Source organism: Microbacterium sp. FW305-3-2-15-F-LB2, assembly GCF_058787255.1.
Map to the genome: position 1 here is coordinate 784,680 of NZ_JBYSZO010000001.1, position 22,831 is coordinate 807,510.

The 22,831-nt window shown below is 70.3% G+C and carries 20 protein-coding genes; 8 read left to right on the forward strand and 12 right to left on the reverse strand.

The features are described 5' to 3' along the window. Positions 1–18: 18 nt before the first annotated feature. Positions 19–417 carry an HtaA domain-containing protein gene (locus tag AC3WLZ_RS03820; RefSeq protein WP_492469118.1) on the reverse strand — a complete coding sequence of 133 codons (399 nt, stop codon included), beginning with the start codon at positions 415–417 and terminating at the stop codon, positions 19–21. After that, on the reverse strand, positions 414–1,328 hold the full coding sequence (locus tag AC3WLZ_RS03825; protein ID WP_412923767.1) for a LysR substrate-binding domain-containing protein: 915 nt from the start codon (positions 1,326–1,328) through the stop codon (positions 414–416). The genes AC3WLZ_RS03820 and AC3WLZ_RS03825 overlap by 4 nt, the downstream gene beginning before the upstream one ends. A 120-nt stretch (positions 1,329–1,448) precedes the next feature. On the opposite strand from AC3WLZ_RS03825, the gene AC3WLZ_RS03830 reads away from it, so the two are divergent. Further along, on the forward strand, positions 1,449–4,427 hold the full coding sequence (locus tag AC3WLZ_RS03830; RefSeq protein WP_492469120.1) for a cytochrome P450: 2,979 nt from the start codon (positions 1,449–1,451) through the stop codon (positions 4,425–4,427). A gap of 13 nt (positions 4,428–4,440) precedes the next feature. Here AC3WLZ_RS03830 and AC3WLZ_RS03835 read toward each other — a convergent pair whose 3' ends face one another. The 6 genes from AC3WLZ_RS03835 to AC3WLZ_RS03860 are packed head-to-tail and all read right to left on the reverse strand — an operon-like array spanning position 4,441 to position 10,879. Further along, complete coding sequence (locus AC3WLZ_RS03835) at positions 4,441–5,244, reverse strand: HpcH/HpaI aldolase family protein (protein WP_492469122.1); 804 nt, start codon at positions 5,242–5,244, stop codon at positions 4,441–4,443. Next, on the reverse strand, positions 5,229–6,014 hold the full coding sequence (locus AC3WLZ_RS03840; protein WP_492469123.1) for a 2-keto-4-pentenoate hydratase: 786 nt from the start codon (positions 6,012–6,014) through the stop codon (positions 5,229–5,231). The genes AC3WLZ_RS03835 and AC3WLZ_RS03840 overlap by 16 nt, the downstream gene beginning before the upstream one ends. Before the next feature lies 1 nt (position 6,015). Then, the gene (hpaD, locus tag AC3WLZ_RS03845) at positions 6,016–7,167 is read right to left on the reverse strand and encodes a 3,4-dihydroxyphenylacetate 2,3-dioxygenase (RefSeq protein ID WP_412923771.1); all 1,152 of its coding nucleotides are present in this window, start codon (positions 7,165–7,167) and stop codon (positions 6,016–6,018) included. Between the two features lies 1 nt (position 7,168). Next, positions 7,169–8,665 (reverse strand): 5-carboxymethyl-2-hydroxymuconate semialdehyde dehydrogenase, encoded by a 1,497-nt coding sequence (gene hpaE / locus AC3WLZ_RS03850; protein WP_492469124.1) that lies wholly within the window; start codon positions 8,663–8,665, stop codon positions 7,169–7,171. 43 nt (positions 8,666–8,708) lie between these two features. Then, positions 8,709–9,395: a GntR family transcriptional regulator gene (locus tag AC3WLZ_RS03855; RefSeq protein WP_412923773.1), complete on the reverse strand. Its 687-nt coding sequence runs from the start codon at positions 9,393–9,395 to the stop codon at positions 8,709–8,711. Beyond that, the gene (locus tag AC3WLZ_RS03860; RefSeq protein ID WP_492469125.1) at positions 9,392–10,879 is read right to left on the reverse strand and encodes a fumarylacetoacetate hydrolase family protein; all 1,488 of its coding nucleotides are present in this window, start codon (positions 10,877–10,879) and stop codon (positions 9,392–9,394) included. Before AC3WLZ_RS03860 ends, AC3WLZ_RS03855 begins: the two co-directional genes overlap by 4 nt. A gap of 101 nt (positions 10,880–10,980) precedes the next feature. Between AC3WLZ_RS03860 and AC3WLZ_RS03865 the strand changes: the two genes are divergently transcribed. Beyond that, positions 10,981–12,372, forward strand: a complete 1,392-nt coding sequence (locus AC3WLZ_RS03865) for an MFS transporter (RefSeq protein ID WP_492469126.1) — start codon at positions 10,981–10,983, stop codon at positions 12,370–12,372. Between the two features lie 80 nt (positions 12,373–12,452). Here AC3WLZ_RS03865 and AC3WLZ_RS03870 read toward each other — a convergent pair whose 3' ends face one another. Continuing rightward, the gene (locus AC3WLZ_RS03870) at positions 12,453–13,868 is read right to left on the reverse strand and encodes an aldehyde dehydrogenase family protein (protein ID WP_492469127.1); all 1,416 of its coding nucleotides are present in this window, start codon (positions 13,866–13,868) and stop codon (positions 12,453–12,455) included. A gap of 113 nt (positions 13,869–13,981) precedes the next feature. Next, positions 13,982–14,956 (reverse strand): AraC-like ligand-binding domain-containing protein, encoded by a 975-nt coding sequence (locus AC3WLZ_RS03875; protein WP_492469128.1) that lies wholly within the window; start codon positions 14,954–14,956, stop codon positions 13,982–13,984. A 195-nt stretch (positions 14,957–15,151) separates the two neighbouring features. On the opposite strand from AC3WLZ_RS03875, the gene AC3WLZ_RS03880 reads away from it, so the two are divergent. The 6 genes from AC3WLZ_RS03880 (at position 15,152) to AC3WLZ_RS03905 (ending at position 20,219) form a co-directional block, all read left to right on the forward strand. After that, positions 15,152–15,577, forward strand: coding sequence for a carboxymuconolactone decarboxylase family protein (locus AC3WLZ_RS03880; protein ID WP_412923778.1), 426 nt, complete (start codon positions 15,152–15,154; stop codon positions 15,575–15,577). Then, positions 15,574–16,497 carry an NAD(P)-dependent oxidoreductase gene (locus tag AC3WLZ_RS03885; protein WP_492469129.1) on the forward strand — a complete coding sequence of 308 codons (924 nt, stop codon included), beginning with the start codon at positions 15,574–15,576 and terminating at the stop codon, positions 16,495–16,497. The genes AC3WLZ_RS03880 and AC3WLZ_RS03885 overlap by 4 nt, the downstream gene beginning before the upstream one ends. Position 16,498: 1 nt before the next feature. Further along, entirely contained in the window at positions 16,499–17,050 is a 552-nt protein-coding gene (locus AC3WLZ_RS03890; RefSeq protein ID WP_492469131.1) for a TRAP transporter small permease, read from the forward strand. A 31-nt stretch (positions 17,051–17,081) separates the two neighbouring features. Beyond that, entirely contained in the window at positions 17,082–18,542 is a 1,461-nt protein-coding gene (locus AC3WLZ_RS03895) for a TRAP transporter large permease (RefSeq protein WP_492469132.1), read from the forward strand. Positions 18,543–18,664: 122 nt separating this feature from the next. Further along, the gene (gene dctP / locus AC3WLZ_RS03900) at positions 18,665–19,813 is read left to right on the forward strand and encodes a TRAP transporter substrate-binding protein DctP (RefSeq protein ID WP_492469134.1); all 1,149 of its coding nucleotides are present in this window, start codon (positions 18,665–18,667) and stop codon (positions 19,811–19,813) included. A 76-nt stretch (positions 19,814–19,889) separates the two neighbouring features. Continuing rightward, positions 19,890–20,219 carry an EthD family reductase gene (locus AC3WLZ_RS03905; RefSeq protein WP_492469135.1) on the forward strand — a complete coding sequence of 110 codons (330 nt, stop codon included), beginning with the start codon at positions 19,890–19,892 and terminating at the stop codon, positions 20,217–20,219. A gap of 54 nt (positions 20,220–20,273) precedes the next feature. Here AC3WLZ_RS03905 and AC3WLZ_RS03910 read toward each other — a convergent pair whose 3' ends face one another. Continuing rightward, positions 20,274–21,923 (reverse strand): thiamine pyrophosphate-binding protein, encoded by a 1,650-nt coding sequence (locus AC3WLZ_RS03910; protein ID WP_492469136.1) that lies wholly within the window; start codon positions 21,921–21,923, stop codon positions 20,274–20,276. A 201-nt stretch (positions 21,924–22,124) separates the two neighbouring features. Continuing rightward, positions 22,125–22,829: an IclR family transcriptional regulator gene (locus tag AC3WLZ_RS03915; protein ID WP_492469137.1), complete on the reverse strand. Its 705-nt coding sequence runs from the start codon at positions 22,827–22,829 to the stop codon at positions 22,125–22,127. Between the last annotated feature and the right edge of the window lie 2 nt (positions 22,830–22,831).

The following is a 22,831-nucleotide window of genomic DNA, read 5'->3' on the forward strand; positions in this document are numbered from 1 at the left end:
GTGACGGATGACGCACCGTCATGCCCGGATGGTGAAGTCCTCCAGCGGCGTGCCCGCCTCGTAGGGGCCGAAGAACAGATCAGCGCCCGCCGCCGTCAGCGAGACGCCCGTGCCGGTCGATCCGTCGAAGCTCGCGACCTCGGCGAAGGGCAGCCGCAGCGCGGCGTCGTCGGGGTCGGCGATCTCCAGCATCCAGGTCTCCCCGTGCGCGGTGAGAGACGGGTCGGCGAGGACGACGCGCATCATGCCGCCGTGGCCGGTGAAGGTGACGCTGCCCGAGAACACCACGCCCTCGCCGGGGAAGACGAAGCCGGCGGGGTCTTCCTGGGCGCCGCCCGTCGTCGCCACCACTCCGTCGCTCATCCCGCGTACGTACCCGAGCAGCGACCGTTTCACGGCCCACACGAGGGCGCTCACGCCGACGTCCAGCTGATCGAGCGGGCGAAGGACACCAGCGCCCGCACGCGCTCGGGCGGATCGATCGTCGCCGACCAGATCACGTCGATGCCGACGGGCTCGACGGGCGGGGAGATCTCCTTCATGGCGACAGGGTAGCCCTCGTAGCTCGCCGGATTCGCGGGACGTTGGACGAGGATGCCGTACCCCAGCCCCCTTCCCACGAGCGTGCGAACCGCCTCGTAACTTGCGGTGCGATGACGGATGCGAGGGGTGAGTCCGCGGGCTTCAAACAGGGAGAGCGTGTGCGCGGAGGACGGAGGCGCGTCCAGCAGGATGAGGTCTCGCGACGCGACGTCCTCGAGCCGGACGGTGTCGGCCTGGGCGAGCGGATCGTCAGCGGCCAGCAGCACGTGTGCGGGCAGCGCGAACAGGCGTTCGCGGCGTGGGTGGCCCGGGACGAGCGTGTCGTAGACGAACGCGACGTCGACCTCGCCCGATTCGATCCGCCCCTCGAGCTGGTCGTGGGTGGCCTCGCGAATGTGCAGGTCGACGCGGGGATGGGCCTCCCCGAAGTCGTGCAGGAGCGGGGGGAGGACGGTGGGGGCGAGGGTCGGATAGCAGCCGATCGTGATCGGTCCGACGAGTTCCCCGGGATCCGCGCGGAGCCCGATCATGATCTCGCGCGAGGCCGCCAGCAGCGGGCGGGCGCGGTCGACGACGTGAACTCCCGCGCTGGTCAGGGAGACGCCGTGCGCGCGCCGCCGCACGGTGAGCGCGGTGCCGACGACCCGGTCGAGTTCGGCGAGAGCCTCGGAGAGCGTCGAGGAAGACACGCGCAGTTCGGCGGCCGCGGCGGCGATCGTGCCGGCATCCGCCACCGCCGTGAGGTATCCGAGTTGCCGCAGGGTGAAGTCGGGAACGGGGAGCACGGGGACACCTCACATCGGATATGACGAAGACAAAACCCGGAAAAAGCCGCTTTCCCCGGTGTTTGACTCGAACGATACTCGAAGTGTTCGCCGCTGAACCACGACACGAGGAAGTGCGCCGTGAGCCGACCCGCCCCCATCGCCGACTGGGTGACGATCCCCGATCTCTACCGTGACCCGTTCCCGATCTACGACCGTCTGCGTGCCGAGGGCGGCGTGCACTGGGTGCCGAACGTCGGGCGTTACCTCATCACGAGCTACGACGCGGTGCACACGACCGAGTTCGACCAGGAGACGTTCTCGGCGAACGAGGAGGGATCGCTCCAGATCCGCGCCATGGGGCACTCGATGCTTCGCCGCGACGATCCGGAGCATTACCCGGAGCGAAAGGCCTGGCAGCCGGTGCTGCGGCCAGGCGTGGTCAAGCGCACGTGGACGAGCGTGTTCGAGCGCAACGCGGATCGCTACCTCGACGAGATGATCGCGAAGGGACCCGGAGCCGACATCGTCTGGGACTTCGCCGCGCCCTACTCCGCGGAGAACCTGCGGGAGATCCTCGGCTTCCACAATGTGCACCAGGAAGACCTGCAGCGCTGGTCGCAGACACTGATCGACGCCACCGGCAACTACGCCGACGACCCCGAGGTCTGGGCCAAAGGAAAGCGGTCGTTCGACGAAGTCGACGCCGCGCTGGACGAGATGCTCGCGTGGCATGCGAAGAACCCCGACCACTCGCTCATCTCGACGCTGCTGCGGATTCCCGACTACGAGATGCCGATCGAGAAGATCCGGGCGAACGTCAAGATGACGATCGGCGGTGGCCTGAACGAGCCACGCGACGCCCTCGGCGTCGCCGCGTGGGCGCTGCTCGAGCACCCGGATCAGCGCCGGGCGGTCGAGGCCGATCCCTCCCTCTGGCCCGCGGTCTTCGACGAGGCCATCCGCTGGATCGCGCCCATCGGGCTCTATTCGCGGCAGGTCACCACCGACACCGTGCTCGCCGGGGTGCAGCTTCCCGCCGGGGCGAAGCTCGGCATCTGCGTGCTCTCGGCCAATCGCGACGAGAACGTCTGGGCGGATGCCGCGCGGTTCGACATCCGCCGTGAGGTCAAGCCGCACCTGGCTTTCAGCAAGGGCGTGCACGTGTGCCTGGGGGCGTGGGTGGCGAAGGCCGAGGTCGCCACGGTCGGCCTTCCGCGCCTGTTCGAGCGCCTTCGCGGGGTCGACCCGCATCCCGAACGGCCGGCCGTGATCGGCGGCTGGGTGTTCCGCGGCATGCTGGAGCTGCCGGTCACGTGGGACGCAGCCGCTGCCGCCACCCCCGCGACAGAGATGCGACCCACTGATCCCGGCGTGGCGGCGCCGCGTGTCGCCATCGTCGGGTCGGGTCCCGCGGGCTGCTTCACCGCGCAGGCCGTCCGCCGCTCCTTTCCCGCAGCGGAGATCGACGTCTTCGAGCGGCTGCCCGTACCGTACGGTCTCGTGCGCTACGGCGTCGCCGCCGACCATCAGGGCACGAAATCGGTGGCACGCCAGTTCGACCGACTCTTCACCGAGGAGGGCGTGCGTTTCCACGGGGGCGTCACGATCGGGCAGGAGGTCTCGCTGGACGCGATGCGCTCGGCCTTCGACGCCGTCGTGCTCGCGTCGGGGCTGTCCGCGGACGCGCGCCTGAACATGCCCGGGGCCGATCTCCCCGGGGTCGTCGGCGCGGGAACGCTGACACGCGTGCTCAACGGGCACCCCGATCACTCGGACGACGACATCGCTCTCGGGCGGCGGGTGGTCGTCATCGGCCACGGCAACGTCGCTCTCGATGTCGTGCGACTGCTATCGCGCACGAGCGCCGACCTCGACGGGAGCGATGTCGACGACGCCGTCCACGCGCGGCTGGCCGGCGCCGTGCGCGTCGTCCACGTCGTCGGACGCTCCGCCCCCCAGGTGGCGAAGTTCGATCCCGTCATGGTGCGCGAACTCGCGAGCATCGCCGGGGTGGGGCACACGGTGCACCAGCCCGACCTCCTCGGCGTCGCCGACGGGAAGGATGCGCGGGTCGACGCCGTCCGCGCCCTGGCAGCCGCATCCGACGATCGCGCGCGAGTGCAGGTGCACTGGTGGTTCGGTCTCGCTCCGCAGGAGATCCAGGGTGCGGCGTCGGTGCAGAGCGTGGTGTTCCGGGGGGACGGCGGTGAGGTGCGCCTCGAAGCCGATGCCGTGGTCACCGCCGTCGGCTTCGCCGCCGGCCCGGCCACCCTCGTCGAGCCGGGAGCGCACCCGGATGGCCGCATTGAACCCGGGCTCTACGTGGCGGGCTGGCTGCGGCGGGGGCCGCGAGGGACGATCCCCGACCAGCGTTCGGACTCGCGCGCCCTCGCCCGCGCCCTCGCCGACGATCTCGCCTCGGGCGCGCTCGCCGGGGGCTCGAGAGGCATCGACGCCCTCGAGCTGCCCGCGCGCGTCGACTTCGACGGATGGCGGCGCATCGACGTCCGCGAGACGCTCAGTGCGGCGCCCGGGCGCGTTCGCGCGAAGCTGCGCACGCGCGAGGAACTGCTCGCCGCCGCGACGGACCCGTCGATCCCGCTTCCCGTGGCCGAGGTGTCGCGCCCGGGAGCAGGCGGCGCGGGCGCGGAGCACGTCACTATTCTTTTCGGCACCGAGTCGGGCAACGCCGAGCTCGTCGCGGAGGATCTCGCGCGCCACCTCGGCGATCGCGGCGAGACCCGTGTCGTCGACCTGGGCGACCTGGACCCCGCCGATCTCGACCCCCGACGCGTGCACCTGATTGTGTGTTCGACCTACGGCGACGGTGAACTGCCCACCAACGTCCGGGGGCTGCGTGAACGCCTCCTGGCCGAGCGTCCCGCGCTGGATGGCATCCGGTATGCGGTGTTCGGTCTCGGCGACCGCAGTTATACCAAGACGTACTCGCGGGGCAGCGAGATGATCGACGAGGCACTCGCCGCGTGCGGGGCGTCGCGGGTCGGCGAGTACGGTCGCCACGATGCCGGCGGCCCGTTGGATGCCGCCGAGGTGGCGCGCGAGTGGGCGGACGGCGTGCTCGCCGAACTGTCCGCCCGCGAACTTGCCACCCGCTGAGGCGGACGGGAGGTCAGTAGCTCGCGCGCCCCTCGTCGGCGGCATCCGACGACCAGCGCGCCGCGAGGGCCTCCGACCCCCGGGCCAGGAGAGCGACATCGGCGCCGACGAGGAGGAATGACGCTCCCGCCTCCACGTACGCCTGCGCGGCGAGGGGGTCGAAGGCGTTCACCCCCACCGGCTTCCCGACGGTGCGCACCGCCTCGAACGCCCGCAGCGCGGCGGCGACGACATCCGGGTGCGTCTGCCGGCCGAGGAGGTCCATGGATGCCGCGAGGTCGCTCGGGCCGACGAAGACGCCGTCGATGCCGTCGACGGCAGCGATCTCGCCCGCCGCGTCGACGCCGTCCAACGTCTCGACCTGGACGAACAGCGAGACGTGATCGTCGGCGCGGGTGAGGTAGTCGTCGACGCGGTTCCACCGGGCCGAGCGCGCGAGCGCCGACCCCACGCCCCGGACGCCCCGGGGCGGGTAACGCACCGCGGAGACGAGCTCCCGCGCCTGGTCGGCGGAGGACACCATCGGCACGAGGATGTTCTGCGCGCCGAGGTCGAGCACCTGCTTGAGCGTCACGGTGTCACCGATGGGGACGCGCACCACCGGCGTCGCCGGGTACGCGGCGATCGCCTGCAGCTGGCCGAGGACGGAGGTGAGCCCGTTGGGGGAGTGCTCCATGTCGACGAGGACCCAGTCGGCGCCCGACCCCGCGACGATCTCGGCGACGAGCGGGCTGCCCGAGCACACCCAGATCCCCGCGAGGGGACGGGAGGCGTCGGCCAGACGCTCGCGGAAGGTGGGGTCTAGACGAAGCGGCATTCGATTCTTCCCATCGGTCCGTAGTCGCACAGCACGCTATCGCCCCGCGACACCCACATCGGCCGAGTGAACGAACCGGCCAGGATGATCTCGCCGGCTTCGAGCCGGGCACTGTGCTGCGCGAACTTGTTGGCCAGCCACGCGACGCCGGTCGCGGGGTGTCCGAGCACGCCCGCGGCGACGCCGGTCTCTTCGATGTCGCCATTGCGGGAGAGGACACCGGGTACCCAGCGCAGGTCGATCTCGTCGGGACGCTTTCGGATGTCGCCGAGCACCATCGCGCCGTAGGCGGCGTTGTCCGAGATCGTGTCGACGATCGTGCGACCCTCGAGCTCGATGTGGGAGTTCAGCACCTCGAGCGCGGGGACCGCGTAGTCGATGGCCGCGAGAGCCTCCTCGAGCGTGCAGCCGGGCCCCTCGAGGGGATGCTTCAGCACGAACGCGAGTTCGACCTCGATGCGGACGTTCGAGAAGAGCTCCACCGGGATCTCATCGCCGGAGCGGTACACGGTGTCGTCGAACATGACACCGTAGTCCGGCTCGGTGATGCCGGTGGCCTGCTGCATCGCCTTCGAGGTCAGCCCGATCTTGCGCCCCACCAGGGTGCGCCCGGCGGCGACCTGCGCGTCGCGCCAACGGCCCTGGATCGCGTACGAGTCCTCGACCGTGGCATCCGGGAATCGCGCCGTGATGCGCGGGATCACCGAGTGGGTGCGGTCGGCCTCGGCGAGCTCCGCCGCGATCGTGCGGATCTGATCGTCCGACAGCATGTCAGAGCTGGTTGCCGAGCTTGAACTCGGGCGTGGGTGCGGTGTCCTCGGGAGCACGCGTGTAGCTGAAGCCGTCCGCGCCGATCGTCACGGCCATCTCGCTCGCGTCGGTGCGCGCGCGCACCGGCTGCGGGTTGCCGTCGAGGTCGAGGACGAGCGAGGCCTCGGTGTACCAGGACGGCACGACGGGGTTTCCCCACCAGTCACGTCGCTGGTTGTCGTGGACGTCCCACGTGACCACGGGGTTGTCCGGGTCGCCGGTGTAATAGTCCTGCGTGTAGATCTCGACGCGGTGACCGTCGGGGTCGCGGAGGTACAGGTAGAACGCGTTCGAGACGCCGTGGCGGCCGGGACCCCGCTCGATGGCATCCGACCGCCGGAGGGCGCCGAGCTTGTCGCAGATCGCGAGGATGTTGTGCTTCTCGTGGGTCGCGAAAGCGACGTGATGCATGCGGGGGCCGTCACCCCCGGTCATGGCGGTGTCGTGCACGGTGGGCTTACGGCGCATCCACGCGGCGTACACCGTTCCCTCGTCATCCTGGATGTCCTCGGTGACGCGGAAGCCGAGCGACTGCATGAAGTTCACCGCGCGGGGCACGTCGGGGGTGACCTGATTGAAGTGGTCCAGGCGCACGAGCTCCCCGGGGGTGTGCAGGTCGTAACGCCACGACAGGCGCTCGACGTGCTCGGTGGCGAAGAAGAACTCGTAGGGGAACCCGAGGGGGTCCTCCACGCGGACCGAGTCGCCGATGCCCTTCGTGAAGCCGCCGGGGCGCCGCTCGACGCGGCATCCGAGTTCGGAGTAGAAGGCGACCGCTTTGTCGAGGTCATCGGCGCTGCGCACGCGGTACGAGAACGCGGCGACGGCCGCGACCGGGCCCTCGCGCAGCACGAGGTTGTGGTGGATGAACTCCTCGGTGGAGCGGAGGTAGATCGCGTTCCCGTCCTCCTCCGTAACGTACAGGCCGAGCACGTCGACGTAGAACTCGCGGGATGCCGCGAGGTCGGTCACCACGAGCTCCATGTACGCGCAGCGAAGGATGTCGGGCGCCGGCGCCACGGGTGTCGGGATGGGGTTCTCGGCCTGGATCGGCGCCTCCTGCGAGACGAAGAACCCCGAGGAGGTGCGGGTCATCTGGCTGCGGTCGGTCATCTCAGGCTCCTTTGCCGAAGGTGGGGTTGTGGGCGGGTCCGAGCGTGATGTGCACGGCCTGCTGGTCGGTGTAGAAGTCGATGGAGCGGTACCCGCCCTCGTGGCCGAGACCGGAGGCCTTCACCCCGCCGAACGGCGTCCGGAGGTCGCGGACGTTGTTGGAGTTCAGCCACACCATGCCCGCCTCGACGTTCTGCGCGAACAGGTGGGCGCGCTTCAGGTCGTTCGTCCACACGTAGGCGGCGAGGCCGTATCTGGTGTTGTTCGCCAGCGCGAGGGCTTCCTCGTCGGTGTCGAAGGGCGTGATCGCGACGACCGGGCCGAAGATCTCCTCCTGGAAGATGCGGGCATCGGAGGCGACGTCGGCGAACACCGTGGGACGGACGAAGTTCCCCTCGGCGAAATCGTCCGGACGACCGCCACCGGCGACCAGACGCCCCTCGGTCTTGCCGAGCTCGACGTACGACATGACCTTCTCGTAGTGCTCGGGGTGCACGAGCGCGCCGACCTCGGTCTCGGGGTCGTCGGGGTACCCGACCTTGACGCGGTCGGCCTGGGCGGCATACCGCTCGACGAACTCGTCGTACACCGACCGCTCGACGAGGATGCGACTCCCCGCGGTGCAGCGCTCGCCGTTGAGCGAGAACACGCCGAAGATGGTCGCGTCGATCGCGGCATCCAGGTCGGCGTCGGCGAAGACGATCGCGGGGCTCTTGCCGCCCAGCTCCATCGAGAGGCCCTTGAGGAAGGGCGCGGCGTTGGCGAAGATGATCTGCCCCGTGCGGCTCTCGCCCGTGAACGAGATGAGCGGCACGTCCGGGTGCTTCACCAGGGCGTCGCCGGCGTCTTCGCCGAGGCCGTTGACCAGGTTGAAGACGCCCTCCGGGAGTCCCGCCTCCTCGAAGATCCCCGCCCACAGCGAGGCGGACAGCGGCGTGAACTCCGCGGGCTTGAGGACGACGGTGTTTCCCGTCGCGAGGGCCGGACCGAGCTTCCACGACTCGAGCATGAACGGGGTGTTCCACGGCGTGATGAGCCCCGCGACGCCGATGGGCTTGCGGTTGACGTAGTTCAGCTGTCGCCCGGGCACCTTGAACGCGTCGTCGGTCTGCGCCACGATCAGGTCGGCGAAGAACCGGAAGTTCTCGGCCGCGCGCCGCGCCTGCCCGAGCGCCTGGGTGATCGGCAGGCCCGAGTCGAAGGACTCGAGCTCCGCGAGGCGTGCGTCGCGCGACTCGACGATGTCGGCGATGCGGTGCAGCACGCGGGAGCGCTCGCGGGCGAGCATGCGCGGCCAGGGCCCTTCGGTGAAGGCGGTGCGTGCGGCAGCGACGGCGGCGTCGATGTCGGCCTTCTTGCCCGCCGCGGCGCGGACGTACGTCTCGTTGGTGACGGGGTCGAGGACGTCGAACTCGTCACCGTCGATCGAGTCGACGAAGCGTCCGCCGATGTAGTGCTGGATGCGCGTGGGCAGATCGGCCGGAGTGCGGCGGGTCATGGATGCTCCTTCGATGGAGGGGTGGATGCCGGTGGCATCCGGTTCAAAAGGCGGGGAGACCGAGCGACTCGTCGGGGTGCTCGTGGATGAGGTAGGCGTCGAGCGTCGCGGACCTGTGGCGACGGGCGGTCTTCTCGATCTCGGCGAGCGGAGCGCCGGTCTCGATGAGGACGAGGATGTTCTCGTGCTCACGCACCGACTCGGCGGCGCGACCGGGCACGAAGCTGAACGTCGAGTCGCGCAGATGCCCGAGGCGGGCCCATTCGGCCCGAACGAGCTCGAGCATGCGCGGGTTCGCGCACTTCTCGAAGAGGATGGCGTGGAACTCCTGGTTCAGCGCCGTGAAGGCCCGGGGGTCGAAATGCTGCAGGGTCTCGACCATCAGTTCGTTCACGGCGCGGGCTCGACGGACGTCGTCGACGGTGAGCGATCTCGCCGACAGCGCGGTCGCGGCCCCCTCGAGGATGCTGAGCGACTGCATGCTGAACCGGTACTGCGAGTCGTCGACCATGGACACCCGCGCCCCGACGTTGCGCTCGAAGGTCACCAGCCCCTCGGCCTCGAGCTGGCGGATCGCCTCGCGCACGGGGACGACGCTCATGTCGAGGTCGCCCGCGATCGAGCCGAGGACGAGCCGATAGCCGGGGGTGAACTCCTGACGCGCGATGCGCTCCTTGATCCAGTGATATGCCTGCCGTGACTTGCTGAGCGTCGCGTCGGGGGTGCTCACGAGCGCTCCTCCTCGAAGCGGGCGCGCCACTGCGCGTTCATCGGAAAGAGCCCCTCCACGGGGTGCCCGGCCGCCACTTGGTCCGCGATCCACGCGTCCTCCTCCTCCTGGGCGAGCGCGGCGTCGACGACCTCCTCGACGAGCGCGGGCGGGATGACGATGACCCCGTCGCGGTCGCCCACGATGACGTCGCCGGGCTGCACCGTCGTTCCCCCGCATCCGATCGTCACGTCGGTGTCCCACGGCACGTGCCGCCGACCCAGGACGGCCGGGTGGGCGCCCCGGGAGAAGACCGGAAGACCGACCTCTGCGACGGCGTCGTAGTCGCGCACGCCCCCGTCGGTCACGATGCCGGCGGCACCGCGGACCTTCGCGCGCAGCGCCAGGATGTCGCCGAGCGTGCCGGACCCCGACTCGCCACGGGCTTCGATCACGATGACCTCGCCCTCGCCGACGGTGTCGAACGCGCGCTTCTGAGCGTTGTAGCCGCCGCCGTGCGAGGCGAAGAGGTCTTCGCGGTGGGGGACGAAGCGGAGCGTGCGGGCGAGCCCGACGAGCGGGAGGCCGGGGTGCATCGCCGCCACGCCATCGATCGTGACGTCGTTCAACCCGCGCTTGCGCAATTGTGCGGACAGACCCGCGACGGGGACGCGCCGGAGTTTCTCCCGCAGCTCGCTCGTCAGGCGGAACGGTTCGGGGACGGGGGGAAGGCCCGCGCTCTCGCGCGAACCCCATGCCTCGGTGCGCTGGTGGTCGTCGACCGACGGCAGGGAACCGAGTGCGCCGTCGAACGCCGCGTCGCCCTGGACCACGGTCGTGACCAGGCGTCCCGAGCTCGGGGCGCCGGGCGCGCCGGGTGCGTCGACCTCGACCTCGACCACCGACCCCGGGAGAACCACGCTCGACCCCGCCGGGGTGCCGGTGAGGATGACGTCCCCCGGTTCGAGGGTGAAATGCTGCGAGAGATCGGCGACAAGCTGCGCGAGGGGGAAGAGAAGATCGCGGGTCGTGTCGTCCTGGACGAGCGCGCCATCGACCCACGTGCGCACGCGCAGTTCGGTCGGAGAGACGGTCGCCGCGGGAATGAGCCGAGGGCCGAGCGGGGTGTACCCGTCGCGACCTTTCGACCTCACGTTCGAACCCTTGTCGTTCGCGCGCAGGTCGTAGACGCCGAAGTCGTTCGCGGCCGTCACCGCGGCCACGTGGCTCCACGCGTCCGCCGCGGAAACACGGCGAGCGGGGGCTCCGATCACGAGGGCGATCTCGCCCTCGAAGGCGAGGAGCTCGGTGCCCGCGGGACGCTCGATCGTCGAACCCGAAGGTGCGAGCGAGCTCGAGGGCTTGAAGAAATAGGAGGGGTCGGCCGGACGTCGACCCCGTTGGTCAGCGCGAGAGCGATAGCTCAGGTGGACCGCGATGATCTTCCCGGGCCGGGCGGGCAGCGCCGCGAATCGCGGGTCGGCGGCATCCGTCGTGCTCACCATCGGGCTCCTTCGCTCGTTGCGTCGTATTCGAAATCGTATATGATCCGAGACGGCGGTTCAACCGACCACCTGACAGTGACGTCGAAAAGGGACACCCAACGATGAGTTCTCCAACCTCACCCACAGCGGGCGGATTCACGCCCACCGGCACCATCTCCACCACCGCCGACCGGAGGCGCGTCGTCTTCGCCACCGTCGTCGGCACCACGGTCGAGTGGTACGACTTCTTCATCTACGCGCAGGCCGCGGGGCTCGTCTTCGCCGCGGTCTTCTTCGAACCCGCGGGCCCGGGTATCGCGCTGATCCTGTCGTTCCTGACGGTGGGTCTCAGCTTCCTGTTCCGCCCCCTGGGCGCCTTCCTCGCCGGACACTTCGGCGACAAGTACGGGCGCCGCGTCGTCCTCATGGTCACGCTGATCCTCATGGGCGTGTCCACCACCCTCGTGGGTCTGCTCCCGACCTACGCGGCGATCGGCATCGCCGCTCCGATCCTGCTCATCTTCCTGCGCATCCTGCAGGGGATCTCCGCCGGTGGAGAGTGGGGCGGCGCCGTGCTGATGGCCGTCGAGCACGCCCCGAAGAACAAGCGCGGGCTGTTCGGCGCCTCCCCGCAGATCGGCGTGCCGATCGGCCTCCTCCTGGCATCCGGGATGATGGCGATCATGGCGCTCATCGCGCCCGGGGACGCCTTCCTCGAGTGGGGATGGCGCGTGCCGTTCCTCTTCAGCGTCGTCCTGATCTTCGTCGGCTACTACATCCGCAAGCGCGTCGAGGAGAGCCCGGTGTTCGTCGAACTCGCCGAGCGCCGCGAGGGGACGAAGACCCCCATCATCCAGCTGTTCCGCAAGCACTGGGCGCTCGTGATCATCGCCGCGTTCGTCTTCGCGGGCAACAACGCCGCGGGGTACATGTCCACCGGCGGGTACATCCAGAACTACGCGACCAACCCGGCGGGCCCGCTCGGTCTCGACCGTGGCCCCGTGCTGTGGGCGGTCGCGGGAGCCGCGGTGGGCTGGCTCGCCTTCACGTGGGTGTCCGGTTGGCTGAGCGACATCATCGGCCGGCGCACCACGTACATCATCGGCTGGATCGCCCTGGCGATCGGTGCGGTGACGCTGTTCCCGCTCGTGAACACCGGCTCGATCGGCCTGGTGTTCTTGGGGCTCCTCATCCTGACGGTGGGCCTCGGCTTCACCTACGGCCCGCAGGCGGCGCTCTACGCGGAGCTGTTCCCCGCCTCCGTGCGCTTCTCGGGGGTGTCGATCTCGTACGCGATCGGCGCGATCCTCGGCGGCGCGTTCGCCCCCACGATCGCCACCGCGCTCGTGCAGTCCACCGGCACCACCTGGTCGGTCTCGATCTACCTGGTGGGGATGGCGGCGCTCGGTCTGATCGCCACCCTCCTGCTGCGGGATCGCCGTGGCATCCCCCTCGGACCCGACAACGAGGCAGAGCAGGCCCTGTCGCCGATCTACGGCGTGTCCCGGTCCTGAGACCGCGGGTCGTCGCCGACCCTCACCGGCGCACCGGATGGGCACACGCCCACCCGGTGCGCCGGCGTTCACCGCCGGAATCACCGCGTGATGACCTTGGGGGCGGCGACGGCCTTCAAACCCTCCCGGCCGAACTCCATCCCGTACCCCGACCCCTTCACGCCGCCGAACGGGACGAGCGGGTTGAGTGTGCCGTGCTGGTTGATCCACACGGTGCCGGCCTCCAGTCGCGCCGCCACGACGAGCGCTTCGTCGACATCGGCGCCCCACACGGAGGCGCCGAGTCCCTGGTCGGTCGCGTTCGCCCGGGCGACGGCGTCATCCAGGTCGGTGTAGCGCAGGACCGGGATGACGGGGCCGAACTGTTCCTCGGCCACCAGTGCTGCGTCGTCGTCGATGTCGGCGACCACGGTGGCGCGGTAGAAGTGCGGTCCGAGTTCGGGGGCCGCCTCACCGCCCGTGACGATGCGTGCGCCGCGCGTCCGAGCGTCGTCCACCAGACGGGAGACGATGTCGAACTGCTGCGCCGTCGACAGGGGACCGAGGGCGCTGCCCTCGTCGGTCCCCGCACCCATGGGCGTCGTCTCGGCGAGCTCCGCGAGCGCCGACACCACGTCGTCGTACAGCGAGTCGTGCACGTACAGGCGCTTGAGCGCCGCACACGTCTGACCGGTGTTGATGAAGATGCCCCAGAACAGTCCCTGGGCGATCGCCGCGACATCCGTGCCCGGCAGCACGATGCCCGCGTCGTTCCCGCCGAGTTCGAGGGTGAGCCGGGCCAGATTGTGCGCCGAGCCCTCGATGATGCGGCGGCCCGTGGCGGTGGAACCGGTGAACATGATCTTGTCGAGGTCGGGGTGCGAGGCGATCGCCTCGCCCACGTCGCGCCCGCCGGCCACCACCGTCAGAACACCGTCCGGCAGGTGCCGATTCAGCAGCGCCGCCACCGCGAGAACGCTGAGCGGCGTGTACTCGCTGGGCTTCGCGACCACCGTGTTTCCCATGCGGAGCGAGGGAGCGATCTGCCAGATCGCGATCAGGTCCATCCAGTTCCACGGGCCGATCGCGCCGACGACGCCGAGCGGGGCGTAGTGCAGCTCGGAGCGCGTGCCCTCGGCCTCGAACAGCACCTCCGGCTCGAGCGCGGTGTCCGCCGCTTGACGGACCCACACGGCGCACCCCCCGGCTTCGAAGCGGGCGCCGGGGCCGTTGAGCGGCTTGCCCTGCTCGCGCGCGATGATCTGCGCGAGCTCTTCGGCGTGCAGATCGATCTCGTCGGCGGCCCGATGCAGGATCGCCGAGCGTTCGGAGTGCGTGAGGGCCGCCCACGCCGGTTGGGCGGCGCGCGCCGTCGCCACCGCCCGATCGAGGTCGGCCGCGGTGTGAACGGGCGCGTAGCCGATGGTGTCTCCGGTGGCGGCATCCGGGATCGCTCGGCCGACCGCTTCGTCGACCGTGATCTCGGCGAGCAGCGTCGCCGTCTGTGTCTGAGTCATCTGATCCTCCCTGAGCAGATTCGTGCGCCCAGTCAAGCCGCGCGGGCCGGATCGCTCTCGGGCTGTGGCGCACGCCACGTGTCGTGGAGCGAACAGTCCCGCGGCGCCGGGGATCAGCCGGCCAGAGCCGCGGCGTCGAGGTGCTGCAGACGGTGGTCGCGTGGGCCGTGCCCGTAGGTCGACTTGAACAGCTTGCTGAAGTGGCTCGGGTCGATGAAGCCCCAGGCTTGGGCGATCTGCACGATCGACCGTGAGGTCTGCGCGGCGTCTTCGAGATCGAGCCGGCAGCGCTCGAGGCGCCGGGAACGGATGTAGCCCGAGACGGTCTCGCCCTCCTCTTGGAAGAGGTACTGCAGCTGTCGCGCGGAGATGAAATGCGCCCGGGCGATCGAGTCGGTGTTCAGGCCGGGGTCGTCGAGGTGCCCGTCGATGTAGTGCGCGACGGCGTCGAGTGTCACACGCCAGGGTTCGCGGGCGGTCGAGCTCTGCAGCTCCGCCGAGAGCAACGCCGTGATGAGGTCGAAGGCGCTGCGGATGATGCGGGCGCCGTTGACGCCGTCCAGCTGATCGAGGTCCTCGGCCAGGTGCTGCATGAACGGGCAGATCACGCGGCCGATCCCCGTGTCACCGCGCAGGCGTACGGCCGTGACGGTGGGCACGAGGTTGGCGGAGAGCCCGAGCATGCTGTGGGGGAAGATCATCACGAGCGAGCGCATCTGACCGGCGTACTCGAGCGTGTACGGCCGGGCCGTGTCATAGATGGCGACGTCGCCGGGGGAGAGGTGGGCGCTGCGGCCGTCCTGCATCACGAGCGCGGTGCCGGTCAGCTGCATGCTGAGCTTCAGGTGGTGGGGGTCGTCGTCGCTGATCGATGCCCGGGAGCGGTGCACCCGGTGCGAGGATGCCGCGATGTCGGTGACGCACGTGCCGTCGACGACCCGCGTCCGAAGGCTTCCGGAGAATCCGTCGGGGTCGATCGTCGACAGGACGAGTGGCACGAACCGGTTGCCGACCAGTCGGACCCATTCGTCGAACCTCACACCGTCGTAGTTCTGCATGTCGCGTGCGGTCGTGTCGGTGTGCTCCATCGCCTGCCTCCTTGCAGTGACGTCGAAACGTGAACCCAGACTAAGTGCGCTCGCGCACGGGGGCGCGGTCACCCGATCGGTGTGCGCCGAACACCATGGCGCGTGCGCCGCCCGCCATGTGGTCGTGGCATCCGACCCGCCACACTGGTCCGACGGGACGCCGGTCCCGGACGAATCCATGCGAGGGAGCATCAGGTGATCCGCGACGAACTGTACGACACCGGTCTACGCCAGCGGCGTGACATGTTCGGGCCCGAGGGGGCGGAGGGACAGGTCGAGCACACGACCGACCTGAACGACAAGATCCAGGACTTCGTCACCCGCTACTGCTTCGGTGACATCTGGCAGCGCGACGGCCTGACCCTCACGGACCGCAGCAAGGTGACCCTCGCGATGCTGATCGCTCAGGGCAAGTCCCACGAGCTGCGCATCCACGCGCGCGGAGCGCTCGCCAACGGCGTGTCCGTGCTGGAACTGCGCGAGGTCATCGTGCACTCGATGCTCTACTGCGGGATCCCCGCCGCGGTCGAGGGGCTCCGCGCGCTCGAGGAGGTGCTCGCCGAGAAGGGGCTGCCTTCCAGCGTGGACGGCGAGGCGGCGAAGGCCGGGGTGCCGGCATGACCGGGGGCACCTCCGCGGCGGCCGACACGACGACCACGCGCGTGCGGACCGTCGGGTTCATCGGTCTGGGCACCATGGGCGACCCCATGGTCACCAACATCGCCGGGTCGGGCTCGTTCGAGCGCGTGCTCGTGCACGACGTCGATGTCGAGCGCGCCGCAGCCCTGGCCGCGCGCATCGGCGCCGAGGCGGCGGCCGACATCACGCAACTCGCGGACTGCGAGGTCGTCGTGCTCATGCTGCCCACGAGCGCGATCGTGCGCTCGGTGCTCGTGGACGACCATGGGACGCCGCGCATCCCGTCCGCGCGTGGCACGGTGTACGTGGACATGAGCTCGTCCGATCCGACCGAGACGGTCGAGACCGGACGCCTTCTCGCCGCGGCGGGACTGCACCTCGTGGACGCTCCCGTGTCGGGCGCCCGCGAGCGCGCGATCGCGGGCACCCTCGCGATCATGTTGGGGGCGGACGACGAGGATGCCTCCGAACGTGCGGTTCCCGTCATCGACACCATGAGCGCCCGCATCTTCCGCACCGGCGGCCTGGGCACGGGACACGCGATGAAGGCGCTGAACAACTTCGTGGCGGCGGCCGCGTACACCGCGTCGACCGAGGCGCTGACGGCCGGCGCCCGATTCGGACTCGACCCCGCGGTGATGGTCGACATCTTCAACGCGTCGACCGGGCAGAGCTTCGTGACAACGCACGTCCTTCCCGACCACATCGTCGGCGGCCGGTTCGCCTCGGGCTTCGCGCTGCCGCTCATGACGAAGGACGTGAGGATCGCGCAGAAGGTGCAGCGGGCGACCGGACACGAGGCTCCCGTGTGCGACGCGGTCGCCGGTGCGCTCGGCGATGCGCTCGATGCCCTCGGCAACGTCGACCACACCCGCGCGTACGAGTTCTGGAACGAGCGCTGACATGACCGTCACCGCCCCCGCGCCGGTGAAGACGTCGCGCTTCGACACCTACCTGCGTCGACAGAGCGCCGTCCTCGGGGTCGTCGCCGCCGGCGCGCTCGTCGTGCTGATGCTCGCCACCGTCCTCGACGTCGTCGTGCGCTTCATCGCCCGCGCGAGCGTTCCCGGAATGCTCGAGGTCGCCGAATCGGCCCTGGTCGCCTCGGTGTTCCTCGGCCTGGCGTGGACGTCGATGCAGGGCGGGCACGTCGCGGTGTCGATCGTCACGGACCGCCTGCGGCCCGCGCTCGCGCGCGCCGTGTCCGTCGTGATCTGGGTGCTCAACGCGGGACTGCTGGCCTGGATGACGTATGCCTCGGTCGCGCGCGCGATCCAGGCGACGACGCGGAACGAGACGCGATTCGGTCTGGTCCAATGGCCGGTCTGGCCCCTGCGCTGGGTGATCGCGATCGGACTCGGGCTGTGGCTCGTCGTCGCGCTCGCGAACGTCGTGCGCACCATCCGAGGACGTGGGGCCTACGGCGACGACGCCGAGGCCACGGTCGACGCGTGAGCGTCGGCCGAAACGACAAGGGAGTGAATCCATGCTGGTGACGATCATCGTGCTCGCGATCGTGGCGCTGCTCATCCTGCTGCTGATGGCCCGGATGCCGGTGGCCCTCTCACTCGGTCTGTCCGGGGCCGTGGGTCTCGCGGTCCTGCAGGGCACCACGTACACGACGAACGTGCTCGGATCGGTGCCGTTCTCCGCCACCGCGAGCTTCTCGCTGACGATCATCCCGATGTTCATCCTGATGGGGATGCTGGCGATGCGCGCGGGGATCGCGGAGCACGTGTTCGCCATCGCCAACCACTTCGTGAGCCGGTTCCCGGGGGGCCTCGGCGTCGCGACCGTCATGGCGTGCGCGGGGTTCTCGGCCGTCTCGGGCTCGAGCATCGGTACGGCCGCGACCATGTCGAAGCTCTCCGTCGGCGAGATGCGCGCCTACGGCTATCCGGCGGCACTCGCGACCGGAATCGTCGCCATCGCCGGCACCCTCGGCGTCATCATTCCGCCGAGCACGTTCCTCGTGCTCTACGCGATCATGACGGGTGAGTCCGTCGCGCAGATGCTCGCGGCCGGCATCATCCCGGGCCTGCTGACGGCGGCGGGCTACATCACGTACATCCTGATCCTCGGCCACCGCCAGATCGTGCGGAACGACGTCGGGCTCGCCGACGTCGTGGTGGAGGCGCGCGCGGCGGCGGCGACCGCCGCGCGCGGCGGTGCCGGAGAGCCCGCGCCGGTGCACTCGGCGTCGGTCGACGCCGCGCTGCACGCCGCGCCGACGACAGGGGTGGTTCGCCAGTCTTACGGCCTCACCGCACGGACCCTTCCGTGGCGCGGACTCGTGCGCCTCGGGGTGATCTTCCTCATCATCCTCGGCGGAATGTTCTCGGGGGTCTTCACCTCGACCGAGTCGGCCGCCATCGCCGCGTTCGTGGCCCTACTCATCCTGTTGTGGGAGTTCCGGCGCGCGGGCGTCGCCTCCCTGTGGAGCAACGTCAAGGGCGCACTCCTGGACACCGCGCAGACGACGTCGATGGTCTTCATGATCCTCGTCGGCTCGAGCATCTTCTCGACCTTCCTCATCGCCGCGCATGTTCCCGACACGATCACGACGTGGATCGCCGGTCTCGACATCCCACCGCTTCTGACGATCGGGCTCCTTCTGCTCCTGCTGTTGCCGTTGGGCACGGCGCTGGACGAGATATCCGTACTGATCATCACCATCCCGATCATCTATCCGGTCGCGATGGAGCTGGGGTTCGACGGCGTCTGGCTGGGCCTCATGATCGTCAAGCTCACCGCGATCGGGATGGTCACTCCGCCGGTGGGTATGACCTGTTTCGTCGTCTCGGGGGCGACCGGAGTGCCGACCGAGACGGTGTTCCGAGGCGTCCTGCCGCTGATGTCGATGGACATCATCGTCTCGGCGGTGCTGTTCTTCGTTCCCGCGATCGTGCTCTGGCTCCCCTCGCTCGTCGCGCAGACCGCGGGCTGAATAGGACGTGCGCGGATGACCCGGCGGTATGCGGCTGCAGCCATGGGGATGCCGCCGCGTGCCGCGCAGACTGAACCCATCCGCGACCCGTTTCCCGGCGGTGCGGACCGACAGAAAGGACGATGATGTTCTCACAGCACCTCACCCGCCGCTCGCGGCGAACCCTCGCGCTGGCCGGGGGTCTGGCCGCGGCCGCGCTCACGGTCTCCGGCTGTGCCGGTATCCAGAACTCGGCCGGCGGCGATGCCGGCGGCGACAGCGTGACCTTCACCCTCGCCACCGGCGCACAGGCGGGGACGCCGAACGCCGCGGTGCAGGACTGGTTCCTTGACCGCGTCGAGGAGGTGACGGAGGGGCGTATCTCCTTCGAGCGCACCGCGACCGAGGCGCTGTGCAAGGCCGCCGAAGTCGCCGACTGCGTCCGCGACGGCCGCGCGCAGATCGGCGTCACCGTGCCCGACTACACGCCGCAGTACTTCCCGTCGACCAGCATGGTGAGCATTCCGTTCCTGAGCCAGAATTCCCAGGCCATCATGCAGTCCATCTACGACCTGCACACCGACTACGACCCCGCGATCGCGGTGATGGACGGCAACAATCTGCACCACGTCGCCACGTGGCCCGTGGGGCGTTTCCTCCTCGGCAGTCGGGAACCCCTCACCGCCGCGGAGCAGTTCGCCGGGCTGCAGATGCGCGCCTCCGGCCCGATCATCCAGCAGGTGCTCAGCGACGCCGGCGCCAACATCGTCGCGATCACGGCGCCCGAGACGTACGAGGCCGTCGAACGCGGGGTGGTCTCCTCGATCGGCGGCGCGATCGACTTCCCGGTGAACTACAAGATCATGGAGCTGCTGCCGTACTGGAGCGATCCGGGTGTCGGTCAGTACTCCACGTTCGGCATGTGGGTGTCGAAGGACGCCTACGACTCCCTGCCCGACGACCTGCGCGCCCAGTTCGACAGCGTCGTCGAGGAGCTGAACACCGGTGCGGGCATCGCGGCGTTCAACGAGACCGCCGCCGGCCAATGCCAGGAGATGCTGGACGCGCCCACCGTGAAAGGCCTGACCGCGTGGGAAGAGTCGGCCACGAAGGCCTGGCAGGACTCGGTCGGCGACACCGGCGCCCAGAAGTGGGTCGAACTCGCCACGGGCCAGGGGCTGCAGGATGCCGAGGGCGTGCTCGAGCAGTACAAGGCCGGCCTCGACACCTACGCCGACGCTGAATACGACGACGCGACCAGCGACTGCGTGACGGCGTTCGCCGGCCGCTGACCGTCTGACCCGTGCTGTCGGGCCCCGGCATCCCGCCCGGGCCCGGCAGCACCCGCTTCATCGAGAGGATGCCGTGATGCACAAGATCGTGGTGCTGTACCCGCCGCCCGCCGACCGTGCGCACTTCGCGGAGTACTACCGCGAGACGCATCTCCGTCTCGCCGCGCGGCTGCCGGGTGTCGTCGAGATGGGCTATGCCCTCGATCTCGACGCCCGGGGCGGTCCTTACTACGCGATGTTCGAGGCGACCTTCGCCTCGCCGGAGTCCGCCCAGGCGGCGATGGCCTCGCCGGAAGGCCGCGCGGTGGAGGCCGACGTGCCGAACTACGCGACCGGAGGAGCCGTGGTCATCGGGGTGCCGCTCGTGGCCGTGAGACCCGCCGTCGCCCGCCCCCCGCCCGACTGACGACACGGTCACGCCCGTGCTGGCCCTCGCGGCCTCGCCCGGCGCGCCGGGCGACTAGGAGTTCACCCGGATGATCTCGCGCTGGTACGGCGCGATGACGTCCCCGCTGATCCGGAGATCGAGGAGGAGGAACGGGCGTTCGTGCGGCTCGCGCGCCGTCCACCGAGCGAGGGCGTCGAGGTCGGCCAGGTCGCGCACCACCACACCCTCGGCGCCGAATCCTCGGGCGACGGCGGCGAAGTCGACCTCGGGGATGAGCATCGGCTCGCGCGCGAGTCCCTTCAACCCGTACAGGTTCACCTCGGCGCCGTAGGCGGCGTCGTTCCAGACCACGGCGAGTCCGCGACCGCCCGCGACGCGCACGGCCGATTCCAGGTCGGCGATGGCCATGAGCCCCCCGCCGTCGCCCGTGGTGAGGACGATGGTCGACTCGGGTCGGGCGGCCGCCGCTCCCGGCACGCTCGGGAACCCCAACCCGATGGACTGGTACGCCGTGCCGACCATCATGACGCGGTCGGGGGAGGCCACCGGCCAGTACATGTTGGACCAGCCGAGGAAATGCCCGCCGTCCGACACCACGACCCTGTCCGCCGGGAGGAGCTCGCCGATGCGCTGCGCCACCGTGCGCGGGTCGAGTCGACCGTCGGCGGCGATGCCGTCGCCCGTCTCGTGGGCGCGCAGCGCCGCGATGTCGACGCTCTCCCGCCATCCGGACGGCTGCGCGCCCCGGGACCGCAGGCGTTCCAGGATCGCGGTGGCGGCGTGGGCGGCGTCCGCGCGCACGAAGCCCCCGACCTGGGGGTGTGTCGCCGAGGCGGCCGTGTCGATCTGGAACACCCGCGTCCGCGGGTCGAACAGTTCGCCGAAGCGCATCGTGAACTGGTTGAGGCCCGCGCCGAAGACGACGGCCACGTCGGCCTCACGGATGAGCTGCATCGCTCCCTCGGCGCCGAAGCCGCCGGTGACGCCGAGGTCGTAGCGCTGCTCGGGGAAGATGCCTCGGCCAAGGGCCGTGGATGCCGTCACCGCCCCGGTCGCTTCGGCCAGGGCGCCCAAGGTCTCCCCGGCGTCGGCGAGCCAGGCGCCCCGGCCGGCGAGCAGGAACGGGCGCTCCGCGCGCGCGAGCGCGTCGGCGACCCGCTCGATCGCCGCCGCGGTGAAGGGGATGGCGGGTGTCGCCGGGGCGGTCGGCGTCAGCGGGGTCGCGGAGGGAACCTCGCCCGCCTCGCGGGCCGCCACGTCGTACGGGATGGCGAGGATCGCCGGCCGACGGTAGGTCAACGCATGCTCGAGCGCAATGGCCGTCGTGGCAGCGGCATCCCGATCGCCCACGGTGTACGTGCGCACGCCGACGGCCGAGCCGAGCGCAATCTGGTCGACGCCCCAGGGGCGCGGGCCCGACGTCGGCTCGTCGCCGACGACGAGCACGAGCGGTGTTCGGGCTTGCGCCGCCTCGGCCAGGGCGGTCAGCGTGTTCGTGAACCCCGCCCCGTAGGTCGCGGTGGCCGCCGCGATGCGGCCGCTGGCGCGGTGGTAGGCATCCGCGGCCACCACGCCCCCGGCCTCGTGCCGCATCGCGGTGAACGTTGCGCCGGTGCGGTCGAGCTCGTCGAGGAAGTAGGCGTTGCCGTTGCCCATGACGCCGAAGACGTGGTCGACGTGGGCGGCGAGGGTGCGGGCGACGTGCGCGGAGACAGAGGGCATGGGGGAGCCTTTCGAGACGGAACGGGAATCAGCCGTATGTGTCTCGCGCTCCTCGCGCTACGTGCCCCTTTTTCGAGCAGCGACGCACCGCTTCGTGCGCCTGACGGGACGAGTATAGGCCGCGATCGTCGACAGGGCTCGTCGCTTACGGGGACCCCCGGCGACGCATCCTGGTGACTCACGCGGGGAGGCCGACGCGGGTCAGAGGCCGAGGCGGATCTCTTCCCGCGCGGAGGTCAGCCGAGCCGCGATGGCGGCGTCGTCGAGATCGGTTGCGACGTAGACGGCGGCGACGGCCGCGGGTGGGCGCCCCTGCACCGCGAGCGGCACCGCGACCGCACGCAGCGACGGCACCACCTCGTCGTGACTGGTCGCCCAGCCGCGCTCGGCGGCATCCGCCACTTCCGCCGCGAGCCTGGCGTCGACCTCGTCGGGCCAGCGCCGCGGCGGCAGCTGTGCGAGGACGGCGCGTCCGGGCGCGCCGCGGGTCACCGGATGCCGAGCCCCCGGCCGCTGCGCCACCGCGGTCACCGCGTGCCGAGGTTCGACGCTCGCGAGGGTGACGCACTCGTCGTGGTCGAGCACGACGAGGAAGCAGGTCATGCCCAGGTCGTTCGCCGCGGCGGTGAGCTCGGGCAGGGCCTCCGATTGCAGGTCGGCGGCCACGCCGGCGGCGAGGGCGGCGAGACCCGTCCCCAGGCGTACGGCGCCCGTGGCATCCCTTGAGGTCAGGCCGTGATCTTCGAGCGTGCGCAACAGGCGGTAGGCCACGGAGCGGTGCAGGCCGACGCGCGCGGCCAGGTCGTCGATCGACAGGGGAGTACCGGCCGCGGACAGTTCTTCGAGCAGCCGGATGCCACGGCTCAGCGTCTGCGACGCGGGCGCGGCGTCTTGCCCTGCGGACATGG

Bases quoted from the DNA above. Each gene is read 5' to 3' on its own strand.
- AC3WLZ_RS03915 (WP_492469137.1), bottom strand. From the start codon at position 22,829: ATGTCCGCAGGGCAAGACGCCGCGCCCGCGTCGCAGACGCTGAGCCGT.
- hpaE (WP_492469124.1), bottom strand. From the start codon at position 8,665: ATGACCCGCCGCACTCCGGCCGATCTGCCCACGCGCATCCAGCACTAC.
- AC3WLZ_RS03875 (WP_492469128.1), bottom strand. From the start codon at position 14,956: ATGGAGCACACCGACACGACCGCACGCGACATGCAGAACTACGACGGT.
- AC3WLZ_RS03885 (WP_492469129.1), top strand. From the start codon at position 15,574: ATGACCGGGGGCACCTCCGCGGCGGCCGACACGACGACCACGCGCGTG.
- hpaD (WP_412923771.1), bottom strand. From the start codon at position 7,167: ATGACCGACCGCAGCCAGATGACCCGCACCTCCTCGGGGTTCTTCGTC.
- AC3WLZ_RS03890 (WP_492469131.1), top strand. From the start codon at position 16,499: ATGACCGTCACCGCCCCCGCGCCGGTGAAGACGTCGCGCTTCGACACC.
- AC3WLZ_RS03835 (WP_492469122.1), bottom strand. From the start codon at position 5,244: ATGCCGCTTCGTCTAGACCCCACCTTCCGCGAGCGTCTGGCCGACGCC.
- AC3WLZ_RS03860 (WP_492469125.1), bottom strand. From the start codon at position 10,879: ATGGTGAGCACGACGGATGCCGCCGACCCGCGATTCGCGGCGCTGCCC.
- AC3WLZ_RS03870 (WP_492469127.1), bottom strand. From the start codon at position 13,868: ATGACTCAGACACAGACGGCGACGCTGCTCGCCGAGATCACGGTCGAC.
- dctP (WP_492469134.1), top strand. From the start codon at position 18,665: ATGATGTTCTCACAGCACCTCACCCGCCGCTCGCGGCGAACCCTCGCG.
- AC3WLZ_RS03905 (WP_492469135.1), top strand. From the start codon at position 19,890: ATGCACAAGATCGTGGTGCTGTACCCGCCGCCCGCCGACCGTGCGCAC.
- AC3WLZ_RS03895 (WP_492469132.1), top strand. From the start codon at position 17,082: ATGCTGGTGACGATCATCGTGCTCGCGATCGTGGCGCTGCTCATCCTG.
- AC3WLZ_RS03910 (WP_492469136.1), bottom strand. From the start codon at position 21,923: ATGCCCTCTGTCTCCGCGCACGTCGCCCGCACCCTCGCCGCCCACGTC.
- AC3WLZ_RS03840 (WP_492469123.1), bottom strand. From the start codon at position 6,014: ATGCTGTCGGACGATCAGATCCGCACGATCGCGGCGGAGCTCGCCGAG.
- AC3WLZ_RS03865 (WP_492469126.1), top strand. From the start codon at position 10,981: ATGAGTTCTCCAACCTCACCCACAGCGGGCGGATTCACGCCCACCGGC.